Raw genomic sequence first — 22,236 nt, forward strand, 5'->3', positions numbered from 1 at the left:
GAAGAAAGGATTCACGATGAAGTCCCTGAAGGCCGCCGCCGTCGTCGCCGGTTCCCTCGTCGTCGCGGGCGCCGCCGCACCCGCGCACGCCGCCTACGACCCCGCCACCGTGACCCCCACCAGCCTCAACGGCGCCGTCAACGCCCTCACCAGGGAGCCCATCGACCCGATGCCGCTCAAGCACCAGTCCAACGCGCTCGACACCGAGAACGAGGACTCCGTGCTCAGCACCTTCAAGCAGGCCACCACGCAGCTGAACTCGGGCGGCGGGCTCCTCGGCGGTCTTCCGCTGCCGAAGTGACCCCACCCGCGCCCGCCGGGCCGCGCACGGCGGGCGCCGGCCGGGCGTTCGCCCTGCTGCTCGTCGTCACGGGCGCGGCCGGGGTGCTGGCCTCCTGGATCATCACCCTCGACAAGTTCAAGCTGCTCGAGGACCCGGACTTCACGCCCGGCTGCAGCCTGAACCCGGTGGTGTCCTGCGGCAGCGTCATGGAGAGCGACCAGGCGGAGGTCTTCGGGTTCCCCAACCCGATGCTGGGACTGGTCGCCTACGGCGTCGTCATCGGCGTCGGCCTGAGCCTGCTGGCCGGTGCCCGCTTCCCCCGCTGGTACTGGCTGGGCTTCGACGCCGGATGCCTGTTCGGCGTGGGGTTCGTGACGTGGCTGCAGTTCGAGTCGCTGTACCGGATCAACGCGCTGTGCCTGTGGTGCTGCCTGGCCTGGGCCGCGACGATCCCCCTTTTCTGGTACGTCACCTCGTTCGCCGTGCGCCAGGGGTTCCTGCCCGCGCCCGGGGCGGTGCGCCGGTTCCTCGACGAGTTCACCTGGGTGCTTCCGGTGCTGCACCTCGGCATCGTCGGCATGCTGGTCCTGACGCGCTGGTGGGACTTCTGGACGAGCTGACGGACGGCCGTTCAGGGGCGGGTGCGGTCCGTCGTATTACTGCGGCAGTCGGGGGAATTGTCCGCTGGTGCGGTTCCCCGGCTCGTTACCCGATACGCACGCTGAGCCCCCGACACGCGAAAGGGACCGTACCCCAGATGAAGTCGACCACCCGAGGAACCCTCGCCGCAGTGATCACGTGTGTGGCGGCCGCGGCCGGCGCCGCCGCCGCGACCCCCGCCGCCGCGGTCGGCACGGTCCCCGTCCCCGTGCCGCTGGGCGGCGCCGAGAAGGCCCTCAACGTGGAACTGCCCGAGGCCACCGGGCAGCTCCCGGTGCCGGTGCCGGGCTCGCCCGAAGGACCCCGCTACGTCGAGGGCCGGCTCATCCCGGAGCGCGCCGTCCCGCAGCTGCCCGTCCACGGCGGACTGCCCGGCGCCGACCTGCGCGCGCCCCTGCCGCACCTCCTCGGCACCGGCTTCGACCACGTCGGTGTCGACGCCCCCGCCTCCGACCTGCGCACGCTCGCCCCCGGTGTGTCCGTCGACGCCCCGCTCACCTCGCCCCACGCGGACGGCTTCGGCCTGCCCCAGGCGAAGCTCCCGCAGGTGGGCGTACTGGCCCCGCTGGTGCAGACGGTGCCCACGGCGGACCTGGGCATCGGCCCCGGTCTGTAGGGCGCCGGTCCGTACCGGGTGTTCTCGTCTGGCCCTCGCGGTGGTGACCGCGGGGGCCTTCGGGCTGTTACCGCTACGACAACCCGAGCGGAACGAGGAGCACGACATGGTCGTAGGCGTAGGCGGAGTACCGGTGGGAGCCGCGGGAGACGGGGAGGCCGGAGGCACCCGGCGGGGTGTGCTGCGCGGTCTGGCGGCCGCGGCGGCCGGAGCCGCGCTCACACCCGTCGTCCTGGCCTCCTGGCCAGGGGAGTCCGACACCAAGAACACGGACGTGTGGGCCGGCGACGGCATGTTCGAGGAGATCTACCGCGGCCGCCGCATCCGGGGCGTCCCGGTCGCCGTCCCGTCCCCGGAGCAGGCCGCCGGGGACGCTGAGTGGCACGTCACCGTGGACGGGCGGCCACTGCACCTGATGCGCCGCGCGGACGGCAGCTGGCTGAGCATGGTCGACCACTACCGCTCCTACCCCACCCCCCTGGCGGCGACCCGCGCCGCCGTCGACGAACTGGGCCCCGGGCAGCGCCTGCGCGACCTGCCCGGCCACGGCCCGGGGCACCTGGACGGGGGAGCCCATGGCGTACACGCGTAAGGACGTCAGCACCCTCACCCGCACCGAGAAGCGCCGCTTCGTGAAGGCGCTGCTGGAGGTGAAACGGCGGGGCGAGTACGACGAGTTCGTCCGCACGCACATCGAGTACTACACCTCCGACGGCGAGGACGGCCTGCGCACGGCCCACATGGCGCCCTCCTTCCTGCCCTGGCACCGGCAGTTCCTGCTGGACCTGGAGAAGGCGCTGCGCCGGGTCGACGCGTCGGTGTCGGTGCCCTACTGGGACTGGACGCGCGACCGCACCACCACGTCCGCGCCCTGGACCGCGGACCTCCTCGGCGGCACGGGGCGGCGCTCCGACCGTCAGGTGATGACCGGCCCGTTCGCCTACGCGGAGGGCAACTGGACCATCAAGGAGGGCATCACCGACGAGGAGTTCCTCACCCGGGACCTGGGCCGCCCCCGCGACCCGATCCAGCTGCCCACCAAGGCCGACCTGGAACGGGCCCTGAAGGACCCGCTCTACGACGCGTCCCCCTGGGACTCGACGGCGGGCAAGGGCTTCCGCAACAAGCTGGAGGGGTGGGGGAGCGGCCGGGGCAGTGCCTCCTGGCGGAACCACAACCGGGTGCATCGCTGGGTCGGCGGGGCCATGGTCGGCGGCGCCTCCGTCAACGACCCGGTGTTCTGGCTGCACCACGCCTTCGTCGATCTGGTGTGGTCCCGCTGGCAGCGGCGGCACCGCGAGCACCGCTATCTGCCGGCCAAGCCGCCCGGCCCGGGCAGCGCGCAGTACCGGCGGGTCGTGGCGCGGCACGAGAAGCTGCCGCCGTGGAACGTGACACCGGACCAGTTGGAGGACCACGGGCGGATCTACCGCTACGGGTGACCGCCGTCCGGCTCATGCGGAGAGCCCCGGCGCTCGAGGTGCCGGGGCTCTCCGTGGGTGCACGAGGTGGTGCGTGCGATCAGTGGCCGTACCCGTAGCCACCCGGGTGGCCCTTGGGGTCGTCCTTGTTCTCGCACTCGTTGCCGAACGCCGGGTTGAGCAGACCGATGACGTTGACGGTGTTGCCGCACAGGTTGACCGGGATGTGGACCGGAACCTGGACGATGTTGCCCGAGAGGACGCCCGGCGACCCGACGGCCTTGGCCTGGGCACCCGCGTCGGCCACGGCCAGACCGGCTCCGCTGAGTACCACGGCGCTCGTGCCGAGCGCGACACCGGCTGCCTTCGCGATGCGAGACATCACGTTCTCCTTCTGACTCGGTGAGCACGGCGGCAGGTGGCGCCGCCGTGCTCACCGTTCAACGCGCCTGTACACGGGTGGTCACGGCGATCATGGCCGGATCACCCGTCTTGGACCAGGCGCGCACGCCCTGGGGCGGGGTTGCTCGGGGCGTCAGGGAAGCCGTCGCACGGGCGCGCCGTCGAGGAACGCACGGATGTTCTCGACGGCGTGGCCGTAGTAGGTCGCGTAGTTGGCGCGGGAGACGTAGCCCAGGTGCGGGGTGGCCAGGAGGCGGGGTGCCGTGCGCATGGGGTGGTCCGCGGGGAGGGGCTCGATGTCGAAGACGTCCACGCCGGCTCCGGCGATACGGCCCGCGTGCAGGGCGTCGAGCAGGGCGTCCTGGTCGACGATCGCCGAACGCGAGGTGTTGATCAGGTAGGCGGCCGGCTTGAGGAGGCCGAGTTCCGCCGGGCCGAGCAGGCCCCGGGTGCGGTCGCCGAGGGCCAGGTGGACAGAGACGAAGTCACTGCTCGCGAGCAGTCCCTCCTTGGAGCCCGCGTGTGCGACACCTACCTCGTCTGCGCGCTCGCGGGTGAGGTTCTGACTCCAGGCGCTCACCTGCATGCCGAAGGCGAGCCCCACCCGGGCGACCCGGCTGCCGATCTTCCCCAGGCCGAGCAGCCCGAGCCGCCGCCCGTGCAGATCGGCGCCGACGGTGCTCTGCCAGGGGCCGCCGGAGCGCAGGGCGTTGCTCTCCTCGACGATGCCGCGGGCGAGAGAGAGCAGCAGGGCCCAGGTCAGTTCGACGGGCGGGGTGGAGGAACTGGCCGTGCCGCACACGGTTACGCCGTGTGCCTCGGCGGCCGCGTAGTCGATGACGGAGTTCCGCATGCCGGAGGCGACGATCAGTTTCAGCCGGGGCAGCCGGGCGATCAGCGACCCGGGGAAGGGGACGCGTTCGCGCAGGGTCACCACGAGGTCGAAGCCGGCCAGGGCGGCGGCCAGGTCGTCCTCGCCCTCGATGTGCCGGTCGAAGGACACGACCTCCACGTCGTCCGCCACCACCGACCAGTCGGCGGCCTCGGCCGCCACCCTCTGAAAATCGTCCAGTACAGCGCAGCGCAGCCGCACGTCGTGCCCCTTTCACGGCCCGGGGTCTGTCCGGTCCCGGGGCCATGATCGCGCGTGAGCCGGAGGTGCGGAAGTGCCCGCCGGGGGCCGTGGTCAGGAGACGGCCCTCGACAGCCCCCCGGGCGTGGCCGCGACCGCCCGCAGCAGACCGATCTCGGTCAGCCGCCCGGCGACCGCGAGCGTCAGCGTGCCGGAGACGACGAACCCCGCCACGAACAGCGACAGCGCCCCGAACGTCCCGACGAGCGAGGAGAGCACCGACGCGGGCGACGGCACGTCCCAGAACTCCGCGTCCGCCCGCCCGGATCCAAAGGCGACCACCACGGTCCCGGAATCCTCCCCGTACAGGTCGCCGACGGCCTTCTCCACCTGCCGCCGGAGCGCCCCCGGGTCCGCCGCGCCCTTCGCCAGAACCCCGATCGCCCGCACCGGTTGCGCCGAGGTGGCGAGCCGCTGGGCCTCCCGCGGCGAGTGGAACACGGCGTACTGGCGCGCCGGCTCGCGGGGCGGTTCGGCGATGCCGGAGACCCGGTAGGAGCGCAGCCCGTCCGGGCCGGTCAGCCGTACGGTGCCGCCCAGCCGGGCGGTCAGGCGTCCGGCCAGGCCGCTGTCCAGGACGACCTCGCCGTCGCCCGCGGGGGCGCGGCCCGCCCGCAGAGCGAACGGCCCGAGTACGGCGCTCTGCCAGGAGTGCCCCAGGGACGGCCCGCCCCAGGGCGGCTCGACGGTCCCGCCCGACGCGTCCACCGCCGTGGTGGGGAACGACAGCTCGGGCACGGCCCGCTCGACGGACGGCAGCCCCTCCAGCGCCGTACGCAGTTCCCCGGCCCGCGGCACGAACGGCTGCCCGCCGACGACCACGTCCGCACCCGCGTAGCGCTCGGCGGGAGAGCCGGCACGGGCGCTCGACTCCAGCAGAACGGCACACGCCGTCGTCAAGACGAGCGCGAGCACGAGCGCCACCAAACCGGCCGCCCAGCCGGCTCCGCGGCCCGACAGAGTCCGCCATGCGAGTCGTAACACGGGTGCCTTTCGAAGCGGGCGGAATTCCCTGCGGAGCGGGCTGAAAGCCTATCGAGACACGTACGGAAGAACTGCGCCAACAGGGTTTCCTCGGGCCTCGGTTGCTTCGCAGCCCGGGCTACCAAGAGGAGAGGACGGGCGACATGGCAGCCGCGTGAACGGACCGGTCGTTTCGAGTGCGTCAGAGGGTTCGGCTGCGCAGGCCGGCGCGTAGCGACCAGCCGCGGGCGCAGGCCGGTCGCGCCTGGGCACCGTAAGGGGAACTGGGCGACAGCTGTGTGTAGTGCGGCAGGAGCCGCGACGACGACCCAGGGTTCCCTGCCTCATCTGACGTGCCCTTGGCCCACTCACCATGGGGCTGAACTCGGTGACCACCGCTTCAGGACTTCGATCCGAGTCCGCCGGGAACCGTCATCGGCTGGTGCAGCGGCCGGACGGAAGTGCTGGTGTACGCCCCGTCCGGCTTCGTGGTGTCGGAAGTCTTCTGGCCGTTGCCCTATGGCGGTGCGAGGGGATCGAAAGCCCCTCCTTCACCGGGATGCCAGGCTGCTAGCGTCCGGGACCATGTGGGTTTCAGAGACCGTGGCCGGCCGACCAGCTTGGCGGCACACCCCCTCCGGAGTGGTCTTCCGGGCCATTCCCGGTGGGACGTTCCGGATGGGATTGTCCGACGAGGAACTGGAGGCCGTTCGTGCCATCGAGCGGGCCGACGATGCCGATGACGATCTCAAAGCGTTCTTCGCTGATGCTGTCGGGGCCCGGCCGGTGCGAGAAGTGCGGGTCGAGCCATTCCTGATCGCTCGGCATCCCCTCACCGTGGCGCAAGCACGGCACTGGCTGCCTGAGTACGAGGACAGCTTCGCCGACTCAGCCTCGAGCACGGCCCGGTTCGAGGACGACTTGGATGACCTGCTTGCGACGTTGCCCTTCCGGCTGCCCAGCGAGGCGGAGTGGGAATATGCGGCCCGGGCGGGCACGACCACTCTGACCTTCCGAGGGAACGGGAGACCGGACGAGGACCAGGTGCTCGACGTCTTCGCCGACGAGGAGCGCACTGCCGCTGCTGAGAATGCCTTCGGTGTGGCGGCGATGGGGTCGGCAAATGAAATCTGCTCTGACGTGTGGATCCCGCATTTCGAGGACGCGCCCGCGGACGCACGCCCCCGCACCGGGGACGGACCGCAGGTGGTGCGCGGAGGGGCCGGCGACCTCTATCCGTGGCAGGGCTGCGACGAGTGGCTGCTGCTGCTCTCCGCCACCCGCGACGAGTTCCAAGACTTCACCGCGGTCCGTCCGGTTGCACCTGTGCCAAGCAGCCAGTACTCCAGCCGTAGTTCGTGATCTCGATCGTGAGGGGCGCCGAGGAGGCGGCTGGCGGCGTCGATCATCGGGACGAGACCGACCACGCCGTCGCGGGCGTCCCTTTCCTTCTCCGCCTACCCGAGTCCACCGAGACGGAGGGCGTTCCTTATCTCGCTTAGCTTCACGGCCGTCGCCGGGGTCCACTCCTTCGCCTGCTCACCGAGACGGAGGGCGTTCTCAATCTCGCTGAATTTCGCGGAGGACAGGGCGCCCGCCCGCTCGATCAGGTCGTCCCGGGACACGGTGGTCAGCCACGTGCAAGGGGTAAACCCCGGACGTGGGAACGCGAACCGAAGCACGCCTTCAAAGGGCAGTCCTTCCACGGCGCCCACTGCCACTTCGACGCCCAGACCGGTGATGTCGACACCCGCCGGAGCGACGACCTGCATCACCCGGATCCCGGACGCGTCGTCTCCCGACAGCAGCACGACCGGCCGCCGCTCGTCGAACTCCACCCACCAGACTTCGCCGCGTTGCACATGTCCTCCTGACACAGGAACGGCGGGCGGACGCTGCGCGACCCCGACGCGCTGTGGAGACGGGTGCGGCCACCCGTTGATCATCGGTGTTCGAAGACAAACGATCACGCGGTGGCCGCAGGTCACAGCGTAGACCCTGCCCGCTGGCAGGAGGCGTTCGAGGGCCTGATGAGCCGGATAGCGGGACTTCACACGGTCGAACCCCGCTTCCGGGGCCGAAGTTGGTGCTTGGACTGTTGTCGGACCTGCCGCGCAAGAACTGCTGGACCATCGCCGAATGGGCCGGGGAGAGGACCCCGGACGGCATGCAGCATCTGCTGGGGCGGGCCAAGTGCGAGCCGACCGGGTCCGCGGCGATGTGCGTGACTACGTGGTGGACCACCTGCACGACGACCAGGCGGTACTGGTGGTCGACGAGACCGGGGACGTGAAGAAGGGCACCAACACGGTCGGCGTCCAGCGCCAGTACACCGGTACCGCGGGCAGGATCGAAAATGCCCAGGTCGCATACCTGGTCTACGCGGGCACGCGGGCTGCGAACCGCACTGGAGGAACGCGGCACCGGCTACGTCCTCGCGGTGGCCTGCTCGCACGAAGTCACCACCGGGCGGGGAGGTTCCGTGCGGACACCCTGGCCAAGAAGGTGCCCGGGTGGACCTGGCAGAAGCTCTCCGCAGGGGCCGGGGCCAAGGGCCACCGTTTCTACGACTGGGCCATCGACCTCGCCGGGCCCCCCGACCCGGGAGTCGTCAGCTGCTCATCCGCCGTAACCGCAGCACCGGCGAACTCGCCTACTAGCGCAGCTACGAGCCCACACCCGTGCCGCTGACCGTGCTGGTCACAGTCGCTGGATCAAGATGGCGGGTGGAGAAGTTCTCCCAGTCGGGCAAGGGCCTGGCCGCACTCGACGAGCAACAGGTCCGCCGCTACGCCTCCTGGTCCCGCTGGGTCACCCTCGCCATGCTCGCGCACGCCTTCCTCGCCGTCGTACGCGCAGACGAGCCCGCCCGCCCCGCACCCGATGCCCTCATTCCGCTCACCTGCAACGAGATCCAGCGCCTGCACACTCGTTGTCCGACCCGTCCACGATGCCGCCCACCGGCTCGGTTGGTCCGACTGGCGGCGCCGCCACCAGGCCCGATCCCAGGCCGGCCACTACCGTCGACAAGCCACTCAGGCATGAAGATCACGATCTACGGCTCGTCGAGTACTGACTCCCGTGTTCGCCACCGCCCTCCTGGCGACGAACCTGCTCCGGCCCGAACCGGCACCAGAGATCCTGTTCCTGTACAGCGTGGCGTTCGCGTCCATCCCGATCGCTCTCTTCCCGGTCCGCGCACGGATACTCAGGGCCTACGTTGCCCAGCAGCAGAACCCCGACATCAAGATGAAGCCTGACCGGCTCGCGATGGTCTGGATTGTCGGATTCCTGTGCACGGTGCTCCTGGTGGCCGTGCTCGCGCTGCTGACGACGCGGTACGACATGCATATCTAGTCGGCGCCAGGTTTTGACCTGCGTCGCACAGGGGGGAATTCGACGGTATGAGGTCGGCGGAGTCTTAATGGCAGACTTCAAGTGCCTCTGATGGGCCACTGGTGGTGTCAGACGTCGGTGTCGGCGGCCTCTTCGAGCAGGTCTATGGCGTGGTTGTGGAAGCGGCGCTCGGCGTCCCGGCATGGGGCGGTGAAGAAGGCTCGTTGGGCTTCAGCAAGATCGCAGTTCAGCAGGCCCATGGTCACGAATACGGCTTCCACTCCGTGGCACCCGTTGTCCTTGAGGAACTGTTGGAGTGCGTCCGTGTCGCCGGTGGCCTCCCAGACGGGCCGGGCGCTTACCTGCATGGCAGCGATGCGTGCTGCTCGTTCTGCGTCGAAGCCCACTGGATCCACCTTCCTGGCTTGGCCCGCAGGCTATCGCCAGGCAGGCGGGGCGCGCGGCCTGTTCAAACGGCTTGAGCGACGGGTGGGTGGGGGGTGAAGAGTCTGCCGTCACGCAAGAGCGCCCAACCAACTGACGGAGCGGCCGCGGGCAGGAGCTGCCATAGGGCGAGTGATCATGGTCCCGTTCCGGGGCTGTCGGCTGTGTGCCCACTGGGCTACCGTGCGATCTATGCCCTCAGCTCCAGACACGCCTCAATGAGCGGCCCAGCTGGCCGAGTCGCTGTTGCCTCCCCTAGGGAACCGCTGGCTGCACGCGAACTGCTCGGGCTCCACTGGTCGGACGTTGACCTGGACGGGGGATCGCTGGATCCGTACCGCCTCCAGCGGGTCAACGAAGAGCTGACGCTCACCGCGCCCAGACGCGTCGTTCGGAGCGACCCGTACCGCTCCCGGCCGTGTATGTCGACGCACTCCGCCGGCACTTTGAGCGCCAGGCGGAAGAGCGCGAAGCCGCGGGGGAGCAGTGGCAGGAAACCGGCCTGGTCTTCACCACCCGGCGAGGGACCCCGATCGAGCCCCGGAACCTGAACCGGCACTTCTACCCGATCCGCGAGCGGCTCGGCCTGGACGTCCGCTTTCATGACCTCCGCCACACCTGCGTGACTCTGTTGGTCGGCCTCCGCATCCTGCCGCACATCGTCCGCGACATCGTCGGGCACAGTGCCCTGGACGTGACCATGAACATCTACTCGCACGCCGACATGACGGAGAAGCGGGCCGCTCTGGACAAGCTGGGAGACCTGCTGTCCGGCGGGCGAGGGGGGCGTTGCCGTCAGCGTTGCCGTCAGAGACACGAAACGCCCTGGAGGGGAGATCCCCTCTGGGGCGTTTTTGCGCTGCTAGGAGGTGTGGCGCCCCCGGCAGGACTCGAACCTGCGGCCAAGCGCTTAGAAGGCGCCTGCTCTATCCACTGAGCTACGGGGGCCGGTGTGGTGGCCTCTGTCTTGGGGCCCGGGTGTGGGCCGGTCCGTGACGTTGCCGGGGACAAGGATAGGGCTCCCGCGACCTTGTCCCTGTTGCTTCGCCTCCGTGGCTCGATGTGGAGGTTCGGTGAAGCGGTCCTGATAATCGCAGGCAGGTACGAATCGTGCACCGCTTTTGGCGTCAGAGGCATCGGGTGTTGTGCACTCGTTATGCCTGGAGTGTGCCCGTGTCCCAGTCGTCCCTTCCGTCCCTTGTGTTCCGTCGGCGCGCAGACATGCTCATATGCTTCAGAATTCCCCTAAAATTGGGCATTCTTCACATGTGGTGACCTTGGACGTACGGCCTCAGCTGCTCGACGCACTTTCCGCCCTGCGCGACCGTGTCGCCGCCGCACGCTTCCCGCTGCCCCTGGCGGGGGCCCCACGCGCGCGTGCCAACCGCGACGAACTCCTCGCGCAGCTCGACGACTACTTGGTGCCCCGGTTGCGGGACCCCGAAGCGCCGCTTCTGGCCGTCGTGGGCGGGTCGACCGGAGCCGGGAAATCGACGCTCGTGAACTCCCTCGTGGGACGGCGGGTCAGCGAGGCGGGCGTGCTGCGGCCGACGACACGCACCCCCGTGCTGGTCTGCCATCCGGAGGACCACCACTGGTTCAGCGGGATGAGGGTGCTGCCCGACCTCACGCGCGTGTGGGTGCCCCAACAGGACTCCACCGACGACCTGCTGCTCCCCGGCGAGAACCCCGCGCGCGTACTGCGCGTCGAGACCGCCGAGACCCTCCCGCCCGGCCTCGCCCTCCTCGACGCGCCCGATATCGACTCCCTGGTCGCCGACAACCGCGTCCTGGCCGCCGAACTCATCTGCGCCGCCGACATCTGGGTCATGGTCACCACGGCCGCCCGCTACGCCGACGCCGTCCCCTGGCACATGCTGCGCACCGCCAAGGAGTACGACGTCACCCTCGTGACCGTGCTCGACCGGGTGCCTCACCAGGTGGTGAACGAGGTGTCGCGACAGTACGGGGCCCTGCTCACCAAGGCCGGGCTCGGCGAGGTGCCGCGCTTCACCGTGCCGGAACTGCCGGAGTCCGCCTGGGGCGGCGGGCTCCTGCCGGCCTCCGCCGTCGCCCAGCTGCGCACCTGGCTGGTGCACCAGGCCCAGGACCCCGCGGCCCGCCAGCACGTCCTCGCTCGTACGGCGTACGGCGTCCTCGACTCCCTCAAGTCCCGGATGCCCGAGCTGGCCGGGGCCGCCGCCGCTCAGTACGCCGCCGCACTGCGGCTCACCTCCGCCGTCGAAGGGGCGTACGACAGCGAGCACACGCGCGTGCGGGGCCGGCTGCAGGGCGGGGCGGTCCTCGCCGGGGACGCGCTCAAGCGCTGGCGTGCCTTCCCCCTGGACTGCACCGCCGCCGAACTCCTCGACGCGCTCGTGGAGAGCCTCAGCGCGCTGCTGGTGTGTGCCGTCACCGCCGCCGACGAGCGCGTCGACGACGCCTGGCGGCGCGAACCGGCCTCCACAGCCCCGGAACTCGCCGCACGTGACTCCGGCGCGGACAACGCCGAGCACCGCATCGGGCTCGCCGTGCGGCGGTGGCGGCGCGAGCTCGAGGAGCACGCCGAGGACGAGGTGAGCGAACTCGACCGTAACCTCGCGCCCGACCCCGAGCTGGTCGCCGCCCTGGTCGCCACCTCCCTGCTGGGCGGCCGTCGGGGCCGGATGGCCGGGGAGGGCCTCGCCGAGCGGATCGGCGCCCATGGCGCGCTGCGGCTGCGCGACCGGGCCGGGCGGCTGCTCACCGAGCACGTGGACCGGGTCATGCACGCCGAACGCGAGCGCCGGCTCGCCCCGCTCGACGCGCTCGACGTCCACCCCGAGCCCCAGGCCGAGCTCATCGCCGCGCTGTCCGTACTGCAGAAGGAGAGGTGACCGGTGACCGCCGTCACTGACCAGGACCCCACCGAGCACACCGATCGGCCGGAGGACGCCCACAAGCGGGGCGGCGCCGCCGACCGGAGTGCCCCGGACGGCGAGCGCGCGACACGTACCGACTCCACCGAGACCTGGGACGACGGACTCATCGCGCGCCGGGTCGCCGAGACAGCCGAAGGAGACAGGTTCCCCATGACGGACAACCGCTCCGCCGTCCCGCCGACGGTGACCCCGCTGGTGTACGAGGAGTCGCTGCGCTCGCGGCTGGAGGCCCTGCGCGAACTCGTGGGGCTCTCCCGCACGCGGCTCGACAGCAGGACGCTCTCGGGGGCCGGCCGGGTACTCGACGAGGCGTCCGCGCGGCGCAGGCTCTCCGGACAGCACACGGTCGTCGCCATCGCGGGCGCCACGGGCAGCGGCAAGTCGCAACTGTTCAACGCGCTCGCCGGGGTGACCATCTCGGAGACGGGCGTACGCCGTCCCACCACCGCCGCGCCCATCGCGTGCAGTTGGAGCGACGGAGCGGCCGGCCTCATCGAACGGCTCGGGATCCCGCCCCGGCTGCGCCGCCGGCCGTTGCCGACCGGGGACGGCGAGTCGCCACTGCGCGGACTCGTCCTGATCGACCTGCCCGACCACGATTCCGCGGCCGTACAGCACCGCCGGCACGTGGACCGCATCCTGGCGCTCGTCGACGCGGTCATCTGGGTCGTCGACCCGGAGAAGTACGCCGACGCCGTCCTCCACGAGCGCTATCTGCGGCCTATGGCGGCCCACGCCGAGGTCATGTTCGTCGTCCTCAACCAGATCGACCGGCTGCCCGGAGAAGCCGCCGAGCAGGTTCTCGACGATCTGCGGCGCCTCCTCGACGAGGACGGCATCGCTCTCGGGGAGTACGGCGAACCGGGCACGACCGTGCTCGCGCTGTCCGCGCTCACGGGGGACGGACTCGGGGAACTGCGCGAGGCACTGGGCCAGTTCGTTTCGGAGCGCGGGGCGCCGAACCGCCGGATCTCGGCCGACGTGGACATCGCCGCGGCGCGGCTGTGGCCCGTCTACGCCACCCAGCGGCGGACCGGGCTCAGCGAACAGGCCCGGGAGGAATTCTCCGACCGGCTCGCGGACGCGGTGGGCGCCACGGCGGCGGGCGAAGCGGCCGAGCGCGCGTGGCTGCGCAACGCCAACCGCGCCTGCGGTACGCCCTGGCTGCGGCTGTGGCGCTGGTACCAGGACCGCGGGGAACCCACCACGGGCCGCCTCCCCTCGCGCACGCAGGCCGATGAGGAGGCGACCGCACGTCAGCGGGTCGAGCAGGCGGTACGGACCGTGGCCGACCGGGCGTCGGCCGGGCTGCCTGCGCCCTGGGCGCAGGCGGTGCGCGAGGCGGCCGTCCGCGGCTCACAGGGGCTGCCCGAGGCGCTGGACGAGCTGACCGCGCGTGCGGGCGTGCCCTCGGGGCGGCCACCGCGCCCGGGGTGGTGGCCGGTGGCCGTCCTCACCCAGGCGGGCATGACGATCCTGCAGTTCCTGGGCGGGCTGTGGCTGCTGGGCCAGATCATCGGGGTCGTGGCGCCGAACCTGGGAGTCCCGGTGCTGCTGATGGTGATCGGCATCGTCGGCGGACCGCTCATCGAGTGGAGCTGCCGGATGGCGGCCCGCGGCCCGGCCAGACGCTACGGCCTGGAGGCGGAACGCCGGTTGCGGGAGGCGGCGGCCGGATGCGGCAGGGCCCGGGTACTGGATCCGGTGGCGGCGGAACTGCTGCGGTACCGGGAGGTCCGGGAGCAGTACGGGAGGGTGATCGGGGCGGGGCGGTGACGCCTGGCGATGACGCCCCGGCAATGACGCCCTGGCGGTGAGGCCGAAGGGGTCGTGCCCCACCCCGCCCCACCCCGCCCCGGCAATGACGCCCTGGCGGTGAGGCCGGGGGCGGGGTCGTGCCCCACCCCTGCCCCGCCCCACCCGTGTGAGTGACGGCGTTGTCCACAGGCACCCGGCGATCCACAGCGCTCAGCGGGCCCTGCCCGGCGACGGCAGTCTGGCAGACACAGCCGTACGGGACGGGCCCGTACGCGTGTCGGCCCGGTGCGTTGCCGCGCTTCGGGCGAGGGAGGGTTCGCGATGAACGAGACGATGGTCTGCGCGGTCGGCAGGGTGGCGACGCAGCCGGTGTACCGGGAGATGGCGTCCGGCCCGTCGGCGAGGTTCAGGCTGGCGGTGACCGCGCGCTACTGGGACCGGGAGAAGAACACGTGGACGGACGGGCACACCAACTTCTTCACGGTGTGGGCCAACCGCCAGCTGGCCACGAACACGGCGGCGTCGCTGACGGTGGGCGAGCCGGTGATCGTGCAGGGCAGGTTGAAGGTGCGGACCGACGTACGCGAAGGGCAGAGCTGGACGTCGGCGGACATCGACGCGGTGTCGATCGGACACGATCTGGCCTGGGGCACCTCGGCCTTCAGGCGCGCCGGCAAGGCGGAGACAGTAACTGCGCCGACTCAGCCGGAACCCAACTGGGAGACGCCACCGGACGGCTCACCGGATGGTCCGGCGGCATCAGCGGAACCTGGAATCCAACATCGGCCTGCGCAAGCCGTATTGACGTAGCGTCAATCACCAGGCCGGATCCGCCCGCCCGAACTGCGGCCTATCGGCCGGTGCGCGCCGAACGCTCAGGGGTGGATTTGTCGATAACCCCTGCCCGCCGGGGATCTTGGCGATAACGATTCCGAGTCGGATCACTCGTCCGACCGTCTGACCGGCGGGCGGGGTCCCCCGCGTCCCTAGGATGCCGGACATGCGGGTCTCTTGTGTCCTGTGAGGCCTCTGATTCTGCTGGTGGGACCGTCCCCCCACGTCAACGGTCCTGCTCGAAGGGGAATTCGGTGTTTGCTTCGTTCTCTGAGCTGTTCGTACGCAGGCGAGCGGCGGCCCGCCTCGCCACCGCCGCCGTGGTGTCCGGGCTCGTCGCCGCGGGCGGGCTGGCCGGTGCAGGCCGGGCGGCCGCCGACGAGACGACGCAGAGACAGGGCGGAGCGGCAGCGACGATAGGCGGCCTCAAGACGTACGGCGCGGCGGTGATACACGCCGGCACCGGCGACCAGGAGATCTCGGCGGGCCTGTTCGAGATGTCCGTCGACGGCGGCGGCATGCTGCAGACGTACTGCGTCGACCTCCACAACCCCACGCAGCGCGACGCCAAATACCACGAGACGTCCTGGAGCGGCACGTCCCTGGGCGCCAACAAGGACGCCGGCAAGATCCGCTGGATCCTGCAGAACTCCTACCCGCAGGTGAACGACCTCGCGACGCTGGCGCGGAAGGCGGGCGTGCGCGGTGCGTTCACCGAGCAGGACGCGGCGGCCGGCACGCAGGTCGCCATCTGGCGCTACTCGGACGACGTGGCCGTCGACGCCCTCGACCCGCAGGCCGAGCAGCTCGCGGACCACCTGGAGAAGAGCGCCCGCGATCTGCCCGAGCCCCGGGCCTCGCTCACCCTGGAGCCGCCCGCTGTCGCCGGCCGGCCGGGGGAGCGGATCGGCCCGGTGACGGTGCGTACCAACGCCGGCAGCGCGACGGTCACCCCGCCCGCGGACGCCGCCACGAGCGGGGTGCGGGTCGTCGACAAGCAGGGCAAGGCCGTCACCACCACGTCCGACGGCGGGCAGGTGTTCTTCGACGTGCCCGAGGACGCGGCAGACGGTACGGCGGACTTGACCGTGCAGGCCTCGACGACCGTGCCGGTCGGCCGGGCCTTCGCCTCGGAGAACCGCAGCCAGACCCAGATCCTGGCCGGCTCCAGCGAGTCGACGGTGTCCGCGACGGCCGGGGCGACCTGGGCGAAGCAGGGCCCGGTCCCGGCACTGTCGGCGGCGGAGAACTGCGCCGAGGGCGGCGTCGACATCATCGCGTCCAACCAGGGCGACGAGCCGTTCACCTTCGAGCTGGCCGGTCTGGAGCACACCATCGCCGCGGGCGAGACGCGCACGGTGACGGTCCCGCTCCAGGAGGACCAGGCCTACGACTTCACGATCCACGGCCCCGGCGGCTTCGAGAAGCGCTTCACCGGCATGCTGGACTGCCAGACCCGCGGCAGCGACACCGGCACCACCACCCAGACCCTCAGCGAACCGAGCCCGGCGACGGTGGGCGGCACCGCCACGGACACCAACCTCGCCGAAACGGGCAGCTCGGAGATCACCCCCGTGATCGTGGGCCTCGCCATCGGCCTGGTCCTGATAGGCGGGACGACGTTGGTCGTGCTGCGGCGCAGGGAGGCCACGGCGGGGGAGTGACCCGGCCGAGCGGCGCCGCTCGGGCCGCTCTCGCCCCCGTCAGCGGCCGGCGAGGAGCTCGAGGGTGTCGATCACGCGGTTCGAGAAGCCCCACTCGTTGTCGTACCAGGCGACGACCTTGATGTGGCGGCCGTCGACCCGGGTGAGGGCCGAGTCGAAGATCGACGAGGCCGGGTTGCCCGTGATGTCGGCGGACACGAGCGGGTCGTCCGAGTACTCCAGGACGCCGGCGAGCGGGCCCTGCGCCGCGGTGCGGTAGGCAGCCAGCACGTCGTCGCGCGTCACGTCGCGGGCGACGGTCGTGTTGAGTTCGACGATCGAGCCCACCGGAACCGGCACGCGGATCGAGTCGCCCGACAGCTTCCCGTCGAGGTTCGGCAGCACGAGACCGATCGCCTTCGCGGCGCCCGTCGTGGTCGGCACGATATTGACGGCGGCGGCGCGGGCGCGGCGGGCGTCACGGTGCGGACCGTCCTGCAGGTTCTGCTCCTGCGTGTAGGCGTGCACCGTCGTCATGAAGCCGTGCTCGATGCCCGCCAGCTCGTCGAGCACCGCGGCCAGCGGCGCGAGCGCGTTGGTCGTGCACGAGGCGTTCGAGACGACCGTGTGCACGTCCGGGTCGTACGCGTCGGTGTTGACCCCGAACGCGAGCGTGACATCGGCGCCGTCGGACGGCGCACTGACGAGTACCTTCTTCGCGCCGGCGTCGAGGTGGGCACGGGCGGCCTTGGCCGAGGTGAAGCGGCCGGTGGCTTCGAGGACGATGTCGACGCCGAGTTCGGCCCAGGGCAGCTGCGCCGGTTCGCGCTCGGCGAGCACCTTGATGCGGCGGCCGTCGACGACGAGGGTGTCTCCGTCGGCGGTCACCGGGCGGCCGAGGCGGCCGGCCGTCGTGTCGTAGGCGAGCAGCCGGGCGAGGGTGGCGGGCTCGGTGAGGTCGTTGACGGCGACGATGTCGAGGTCGCTGTCGCGTTCGAGCAGTGCGCGCAGCACATTGCGCCCGATGCGGCCGAATCCGTTGATCGCGATGCGCGTCATGAGTGGTGGGGTCCCTTCGGTCTCTTCGGTTCGCCACCAGCGTCGCGGCAGGCATCGGCCCGGGACAGCGGCGTGATCGCCACGGTTCAAAAGGATCGCGCCATGAGGCGGCGGGCTACTCGCCCCGGGCGAAAGTGCGCCGGTACTCGCTCGGCGTGGTGCCGAGGATGCGCTGGAAATGCAGCCGCAGGTTCGCACCGGTGCCCAGCCCGACGTCGGCGGCGATCTGCTCCACGCCCCGTTCCGAACGCTCCAGCAGCTCACGGGCCATGTCGATACGGGCGCGCATGACCCACTGCATGGGCGTGTACCCCGTGTCCTCGACGAAGCGCCGCGACAACGTACGGGGCGAGACCGCCGCGTGCCGCGCGAGCACGTCGAGGGTGAGGGGCTTGCCGAGCCGGTGCAGCGCCCACTCGCGGGTGGCGGCGAACCGCTCGCCGAGCGGCTCGGGCACGCTGCGCGGCACGTACTGCGCTTGACCGCCGCTGCGATAGGGGGCCGCGACCAGGCGCCGGGCCGCGTGGTTCGACGCGGCCACTCCGAGGTCGCCGCGCAGGATGTGCAGGCACAGATCGATGCCCGAGGCGGCGCCCGCCGACGTTAGTACGCTGCCCTCGTCGACGAACAGAACCTCCTCGTCGATCCGGACGAGCGGATGCTTCGCCGCAAGCGCCCGGGAGTAGTGCCAGTGCGTCGTGGCGCGTCTGCCGTCGAGCAGGCCCGTGGCGGCGAGCGCGAAGGCACCCGTCGAGATGGCGGCGAGCCGCGCGCCCCGGGCGTGGGCCGCGATCAGCGCGTCGACGACGGCCTGCGGCGGGTCGTCGCGGTCCGGGAACCGGTAGCCGGGGATGAAGACGATGTCGGCCCACGCGAGCGCGTCGAGACCGTGGGCGACGTCGTACGACAGGCCGTCGCCGCCGGTCACGCGACCGGGCGCCGCCCCGCACACGCGCACCTCGTACGGCATGCTCGCGCGGGTCGTGAACACCTGCGCGGGAATGCCGACGTCGAGCGGCTTCGCACCCACGAGCACGAGGACGGCGACGCGATGCAGACGGGAGGACGGCACGGGGACAGCGTACGAGGGAGTAGGGGACTCCCACCTGGGCCCACCCTGATGTCTCGGGGTGCTCAGAGCGTGGACGTGACCGTCACGCCCCCCCGCTCGCCGGGACCGGTCGACGGGACGGCGTCGAGTGGTGGCAGCAGCTCATTCTCGAGCTGAGGGCTTCGATGCGTGGTTCGGCGGTTGAGTCGCCCACCGGCCGTGGCCATGCCGGTCGACATCCCGGCCGTTCGGGGGATACGCGCGCGGCCTCGGCGGCGTATCCCACCCCGCGGGGGAATCCCTGTTGGGACGAAAGGGAGACATGATGCCGCTTTATCTATCGAGGTTCAGCTACACGCCGGAGACCTGGGCGAGACTCATCGGCCACCCCGAGGACCGCGCGAAGGCCGCTCAGTCGTACATCGAGTCCGTCGGCGGCAAGCTCCACGGCTTCTGGTACGCGTTCGGCACCCGCGACGGCTACAACCTGTGGGAGGCCCCCGACAACGTCTCCATGGCCGCGGTCGCCCTGGCGATCAGCGGAGGCGGCGCACTCAGCTCGTTCGAGACGACCGTTCTCCTGACCATCGACGAAACCATGGATGCCCTGCGCAAGGCCGGGCAAGTCCAGTACCGGGCTCCCGGTGAGCAGCGCGCCAGATGACCGGCAGTAGCCGGGCTCAGACACCAGGCATCGACAGCAGCAGCGAGGTACAGCAGCCACAGCACCGTCCGCGTCCGGCAGTGGTCGTTGACCGATCTCTGTAGAGCCACGGTCAGAAGGTGCCGGCATCAACGACGCCGGACGACCGACAGTGACAGGCGACTCTCAGCCGCCCACCATGAACCCCCAGGTCACAGCCCCCCAGCCCAACGCGTTTCCACCCAGGCCTGGCGGTACGGCAAGATGGGGTGTATCTGCCCACTGCCAGTTTCAAGCTGCCGGACGGTTTCTCTTGGCTGAGTTCATTTACACCATGCGCAAGGCGCGCAAAGCGCACGGCGACAAGGTGATCCTCGACGACGTGACGACCAGCTTCCTGCCGGGGGCGAAGATCGGCGTCGTCGGCCCGAACGGCGCCGGCAAGTCGACGATCCTGAAGATCATGGCCGGCATCGAGCAGCCGTCCAACGGTGACGCCTTCCTCACGCCCGGTTACACGGTCGCCATCCTGCTCCAGGAGCCCCCGCTGACCGAGGACAAGAGCGTCCTGGAGAACGTCCAGGAGGGTGTCGCCGGGATCAAGGGCAAGCTCGACCGGTTCAACGAGATCGCCGAGCAGATGGCGACCGACTACACCGACGAGCTCATGAACGAGATGGGCAAGCTCCAGGAGGACCTGGACCACGCCAACGCGTGGGACCTGGACGCCCAGCTGGAGCAGGCCATGGACGCCCTGGGCTGCCCGCCCGGCGACTGGCCCGTCACCAACCTGTCCGGCGGTGAGCGCCGCCGCGTCGCGCTGTGCAAGCTGCTGCTGGAGCAGCCCGACCTGCTGCTGCTCGACGAGCCCACCAACCACCTCGACGCCGAGTCGGTGAACTGGCTGGAGCAGCACCTGGCCAAGTACCCCGGCACCGTCGTCGCGGTCACCCACGACCGGTACTTCCTCGACAACGTCGCCCAGTGGATCTGCGAGGTCGACCGCGGTCGCCTCTACCCCTACGAGGGCAACTACTCCAAGTACCTGGAGACCAAGGCCGCCCGCCTCAAGGTCGAGGGCCAGAAGGACGCCAAGCGGCAGAAGCGGCTCAAGGAAGAGCTGGAGTGGGTGCGGTCCAACGCCAAGGGGCGGCAGGCCAAGTCCAAGGCGCGTCTGGCCCGCTACGAGGAGATGGCGGCCGAGGCCGACAAGATGCGGAAGCTGGACTTCGAGGAGATCCAGATCCCGCCGGGCCCGCGCCTGGGCAGCGTCGTCGTCGAGGTCAGCAACCTCAGCAAGGGCTTCGGCGACAAGCTGCTCATCGACGACCTCAGCTTCACACTGCCGCGCAACGGGATCGTCGGGATCATCGGCCCGAACGGCGCCGGCAAGACCACCCTGTTCAAGATGATCCAGGGCATCGAGGAGCCGGACTCCGGCGCCATCAAGGTCGGCGACACCGTCAAGATCTCCTACGTCGACCAGAGCCGCGAGAACATCGACCCGAAGAAGTCGCTGTGGGCCGTCGTCTCCGACGAGCTGGACTACATCAACGTGGGCCAGGTCGAGATGCCGTCGCGCGCCTACGTCTCGGCCTTCGGGTTCAAGGGGCCGGACCAGCAGAAGGCGGCCGGGGTGCTCTCCGGCGGTGAGCGCAACCGCCTGAACCTCGCGCTCACCCTCAAGCAGGGCGGCAACCTGCTGCTCCTCGACGAGCCGACCAACGACCTCGACGTCGAGACCCTCTCCAGCCTGGAGAACGCGCTGCTGGAGTTCCCCGGCGCGGCCGTGGTCGTCTCCCACGACCGGTGGTTCCTGGACCGGGTCGCCACGCACATCCTCGCCTACGAGGGCGAGTCCAAGTGGTTCTGGTTCGAGGGCAACTTCGAGTCGTACGAGAAGAACAAGATCGAGCGGCTCGGTCCGGACGCCGCCCGTCCGCACCGCGCCACCTACAAGAAGCTGACCCGGGGCTGATCGATCTTGCGGCACATCTACCGCTGCCCGCTGCGCTGGGCGGACATGGACGCGTACGGCCACGTCAACAACGTGGTGTTCCTCCGCTACCTGGAGGAAGCCCGTATCGATTTCCTGTTCCGCCCGGACAAGGACTTCCAGCAGGGGTCCGTGGTGGCACGCCATGAGATCGACTACAAGCGGCAGCTCGTGCATCGGCACCACCCGGTGGACATCGAGCTGTGGGTCACCGAGATCAGGGCCGCGTCCTTCACCCTCACCTACGAGGTGAAGGACGGCGACCAGGTCTACGTGCGGGCCTCGACGGTGATCGTGCCGTTCGACTTCGAGGCCCAGCGCCCGCGCCGGATCACCGCGGAGGAGCAGGAGTTCCTCCGCGAGTACACGGATGACGCCGCGGAGGAGGCCGTCGCGGCATGACGGTGCTCCACCTGGCCGACGAGGGGGAGGCGGCGGATCTCGCGGCCTTCCTCTCCCGGCTGCTCCACTACGACCGTGGAGCCGCGGTGCGTCTGCAGGCGGCGGGCACCGCTCTGGCCGTCTTCGGCCGGCCGCCGTCCTTCGAGGTGCTGGCCGTGCGGGCGGTGCGGCTGGCGAAGCCGTACGAGAAGGGTCTCGAGGTCACGCTGGACGTGACCGTGTCCGCCGGTGAGCTGCTGGAGACGGTGGACGAGAAGGCCGGCACGGTGGTCGTGCCGGGCGCGGTGACCGGGCCGCCGTGGGCGGGTGTGCTGCCGCCCCGTGGCGGCTGGCGTACCGAGCCGGGGCTGCCCGCGCCGGACGCCCTGCGGTCCCTCGTCGCCGCCGTCGTCGCCGAATTCCGGTCCCGTACGCAGGAGCTGCCCTCCGAGCAGCGGACGCGGGCCGAGCTCGACCGGATCGGCCGCGACATCTGGTCCCGTACGGTCGGGGACACCCGGCTGCCCGTGCGGGCCGTGCACGCGGCGCAGTCCCTCGGTTTCCTGCGGCCCGGGGCGGCGCCAACGCTGTTCTCGTCGGGCGCGTGGCTGAGGCTGCGCACGCCGTACGGGTCCATCGCGGTACGACATGCCGGGCTCGGGGCGCTGGACGTCAGCGTCCGCTGACCGGGCC

The 22,236-nt window shown here is 70.8% G+C and carries 22 protein-coding genes, 1 tRNA gene and 2 pseudogenes; 17 read left to right on the plus strand and 8 right to left on the minus strand.

Annotated features, from left to right (window positions below; all coding sequences use genetic code 11):
• Positions 1-16 precede the first annotated feature (16 nt).
• From ACFY9S_RS01635 to ACFY9S_RS01655, 5 genes are all read left to right on the plus strand, one after another.
• The gene (locus tag ACFY9S_RS01635) at positions 17-301 is read left to right on the plus strand and encodes a hypothetical protein (protein WP_391121364.1); all 285 of its coding nucleotides are present in this window, start codon (positions 17-19) and stop codon (positions 299-301) included.
• Positions 298-903 carry a vitamin K epoxide reductase family protein gene (locus ACFY9S_RS01640; RefSeq protein WP_391121367.1) on the plus strand — a complete coding sequence of 202 codons (606 nt, stop codon included), beginning with the start codon at positions 298-300 and terminating at the stop codon, positions 901-903. Before ACFY9S_RS01635 ends, ACFY9S_RS01640 begins: the two co-directional genes overlap by 4 nt.
• Positions 904-1,040: 137 nt before the next feature.
• The gene (locus ACFY9S_RS01645) at positions 1,041-1,559 is read left to right on the plus strand and encodes a hypothetical protein (RefSeq protein ID WP_391121369.1); all 519 of its coding nucleotides are present in this window, start codon (positions 1,041-1,043) and stop codon (positions 1,557-1,559) included.
• A 106-nt stretch (positions 1,560-1,665) separates the two neighbouring features.
• A complete protein-coding gene (locus tag ACFY9S_RS01650; RefSeq protein WP_391121372.1) occupies positions 1,666-2,151 on the plus strand; it encodes a tyrosinase family oxidase copper chaperone in 486 nt (161 codons plus the stop codon).
• Positions 2,135-3,001: a tyrosinase family protein gene (locus ACFY9S_RS01655; RefSeq protein ID WP_391121376.1), complete on the plus strand. Its 867-nt coding sequence runs from the start codon at positions 2,135-2,137 to the stop codon at positions 2,999-3,001. The genes ACFY9S_RS01650 and ACFY9S_RS01655 overlap by 17 nt, the downstream gene beginning before the upstream one ends.
• A gap of 79 nt (positions 3,002-3,080) precedes the next feature.
• On the opposite strand, the gene ACFY9S_RS01660 is transcribed toward ACFY9S_RS01655, so the two are convergent.
• The 3 genes from ACFY9S_RS01660 to ACFY9S_RS01670 all read right to left on the minus strand — a co-directional run bounded on the left by ACFY9S_RS01660 (position 3,081) and on the right by ACFY9S_RS01670 (position 5,429).
• Complete coding sequence (locus ACFY9S_RS01660; RefSeq protein ID WP_391121379.1) at positions 3,081-3,362, minus strand: chaplin family protein; 282 nt, start codon at positions 3,360-3,362, stop codon at positions 3,081-3,083.
• 153 nt (positions 3,363-3,515) lie between these two features.
• Positions 3,516-4,475, minus strand: coding sequence for an NAD(P)-dependent oxidoreductase (locus ACFY9S_RS01665; RefSeq protein ID WP_391121382.1), 960 nt, complete (start codon positions 4,473-4,475; stop codon positions 3,516-3,518).
• A 93-nt stretch (positions 4,476-4,568) separates the two neighbouring features.
• Positions 4,569-5,429: an ABC transporter permease gene (locus ACFY9S_RS01670; RefSeq protein ID WP_391121385.1), complete on the minus strand. Its 861-nt coding sequence runs from the start codon at positions 5,427-5,429 to the stop codon at positions 4,569-4,571.
• Between the two features lie 726 nt (positions 5,430-6,155).
• Here ACFY9S_RS01670 and ACFY9S_RS01675 point away from each other — a divergent pair.
• Positions 6,156-6,839 carry an SUMF1/EgtB/PvdO family nonheme iron enzyme gene (locus tag ACFY9S_RS01675; protein WP_391121388.1) on the plus strand — a complete coding sequence of 228 codons (684 nt, stop codon included), beginning with the start codon at positions 6,156-6,158 and terminating at the stop codon, positions 6,837-6,839.
• A 95-nt stretch (positions 6,840-6,934) separates the two neighbouring features.
• Here the strand turns inward: ACFY9S_RS01675 and ACFY9S_RS01680 are convergent, their stop codons facing one another.
• Positions 6,935-7,339, minus strand: coding sequence for a type II toxin-antitoxin system PemK/MazF family toxin (locus tag ACFY9S_RS01680; RefSeq protein ID WP_391121390.1), 405 nt, complete (start codon positions 7,337-7,339; stop codon positions 6,935-6,937).
• 168 nt (positions 7,340-7,507) lie between these two features.
• Here ACFY9S_RS01680 and ACFY9S_RS01685 point away from each other — a divergent pair.
• A pseudogene (locus ACFY9S_RS01685) lies at positions 7,508-8,522 on the plus strand (transposase).
• A gap of 36 nt (positions 8,523-8,558) precedes the next feature.
• Positions 8,559-8,834 (plus strand): hypothetical protein, encoded by a 276-nt coding sequence (locus ACFY9S_RS01690; RefSeq protein WP_391121393.1) that lies wholly within the window; start codon positions 8,559-8,561, stop codon positions 8,832-8,834.
• A gap of 107 nt (positions 8,835-8,941) precedes the next feature.
• On the opposite strand, the gene ACFY9S_RS01695 is transcribed toward ACFY9S_RS01690, so the two are convergent.
• On the minus strand, positions 8,942-9,220 hold the full coding sequence (locus ACFY9S_RS01695; protein ID WP_391121396.1) for a hypothetical protein: 279 nt from the start codon (positions 9,218-9,220) through the stop codon (positions 8,942-8,944).
• 455 nt (positions 9,221-9,675) lie between these two features.
• Between ACFY9S_RS01695 and ACFY9S_RS01700 the strand changes: the two are divergent.
• Positions 9,676-9,927 (plus strand): annotated as a pseudogene (locus ACFY9S_RS01700) (tyrosine-type recombinase/integrase); the annotation flags it as partial.
• Positions 9,928-10,129: 202 nt separating this feature from the next.
• Here the strand turns inward: ACFY9S_RS01700 and ACFY9S_RS01705 are convergent.
• Positions 10,130-10,205: transfer RNA gene (locus ACFY9S_RS01705), tRNA-Arg, on the minus strand.
• Between the two features lie 320 nt (positions 10,206-10,525).
• Between ACFY9S_RS01705 and ACFY9S_RS01710 the strand changes: the two genes are divergently transcribed.
• From ACFY9S_RS01710 to ACFY9S_RS01725, 4 genes are all read left to right on the plus strand, one after another.
• Entirely contained in the window at positions 10,526-12,133 is a 1,608-nt protein-coding gene (locus ACFY9S_RS01710) for a dynamin family protein (protein WP_391121399.1), read from the plus strand.
• A 3-nt stretch (positions 12,134-12,136) separates the two neighbouring features.
• A complete protein-coding gene (locus ACFY9S_RS01715) occupies positions 12,137-13,954 on the plus strand; it encodes a GTP-binding protein (protein WP_391121402.1) in 1,818 nt (605 codons plus the stop codon).
• A gap of 303 nt (positions 13,955-14,257) precedes the next feature.
• On the plus strand, positions 14,258-14,746 hold the full coding sequence (locus tag ACFY9S_RS01720; RefSeq protein ID WP_391121405.1) for a single-stranded DNA-binding protein: 489 nt from the start codon (positions 14,258-14,260) through the stop codon (positions 14,744-14,746).
• A 278-nt stretch (positions 14,747-15,024) separates the two neighbouring features.
• Positions 15,025-16,434, plus strand: a complete 1,410-nt coding sequence (locus tag ACFY9S_RS01725; RefSeq protein ID WP_391121407.1) for a Cys-Gln thioester bond-forming surface protein — start codon at positions 15,025-15,027, stop codon at positions 16,432-16,434.
• Positions 16,435-16,473: 39 nt separating this feature from the next.
• Here ACFY9S_RS01725 and gap read toward each other — a convergent pair whose 3' ends face one another.
• Positions 16,474-17,472 (minus strand): type I glyceraldehyde-3-phosphate dehydrogenase, encoded by a 999-nt coding sequence (gap, locus tag ACFY9S_RS01730; protein WP_391121410.1) that lies wholly within the window; start codon positions 17,470-17,472, stop codon positions 16,474-16,476.
• A 115-nt stretch (positions 17,473-17,587) separates the two neighbouring features.
• Complete coding sequence (locus ACFY9S_RS01735; protein WP_391121413.1) at positions 17,588-18,544, minus strand: helix-turn-helix domain-containing protein; 957 nt, start codon at positions 18,542-18,544, stop codon at positions 17,588-17,590.
• Between the two features lie 304 nt (positions 18,545-18,848).
• Here ACFY9S_RS01735 and ACFY9S_RS01740 point away from each other — a divergent pair, with 304 nt between their 5' ends.
• The 4 genes from ACFY9S_RS01740 (at position 18,849) to ACFY9S_RS01755 (ending at position 22,229) form a co-directional block, all read left to right on the plus strand.
• A complete protein-coding gene (locus tag ACFY9S_RS01740; RefSeq protein ID WP_391121416.1) occupies positions 18,849-19,187 on the plus strand; it encodes a GYD domain-containing protein in 339 nt (112 codons plus the stop codon).
• A 292-nt stretch (positions 19,188-19,479) separates the two neighbouring features.
• Positions 19,480-21,144: an energy-dependent translational throttle protein EttA gene (gene ettA / locus ACFY9S_RS01745; RefSeq protein WP_391121419.1), complete on the plus strand. Its 1,665-nt coding sequence runs from the start codon at positions 19,480-19,482 to the stop codon at positions 21,142-21,144.
• A 6-nt stretch (positions 21,145-21,150) separates the two neighbouring features.
• On the plus strand, positions 21,151-21,564 hold the full coding sequence (locus ACFY9S_RS01750; protein ID WP_391121422.1) for a thioesterase family protein: 414 nt from the start codon (positions 21,151-21,153) through the stop codon (positions 21,562-21,564).
• Positions 21,561-22,229: a hypothetical protein gene (locus ACFY9S_RS01755; protein WP_391121425.1), complete on the plus strand. Its 669-nt coding sequence runs from the start codon at positions 21,561-21,563 to the stop codon at positions 22,227-22,229. The genes ACFY9S_RS01750 and ACFY9S_RS01755 overlap by 4 nt, the downstream gene beginning before the upstream one ends.
• Positions 22,230-22,236: the final 7 nt, after the last annotated feature.

The sequence above is a fragment of the Streptomyces sp. NPDC012474 genome, assembly GCF_042955185.1.
GTDB lineage: Bacteria > Actinomycetota > Actinomycetes > Streptomycetales > Streptomycetaceae > Streptomyces > Streptomyces cahuitamycinicus.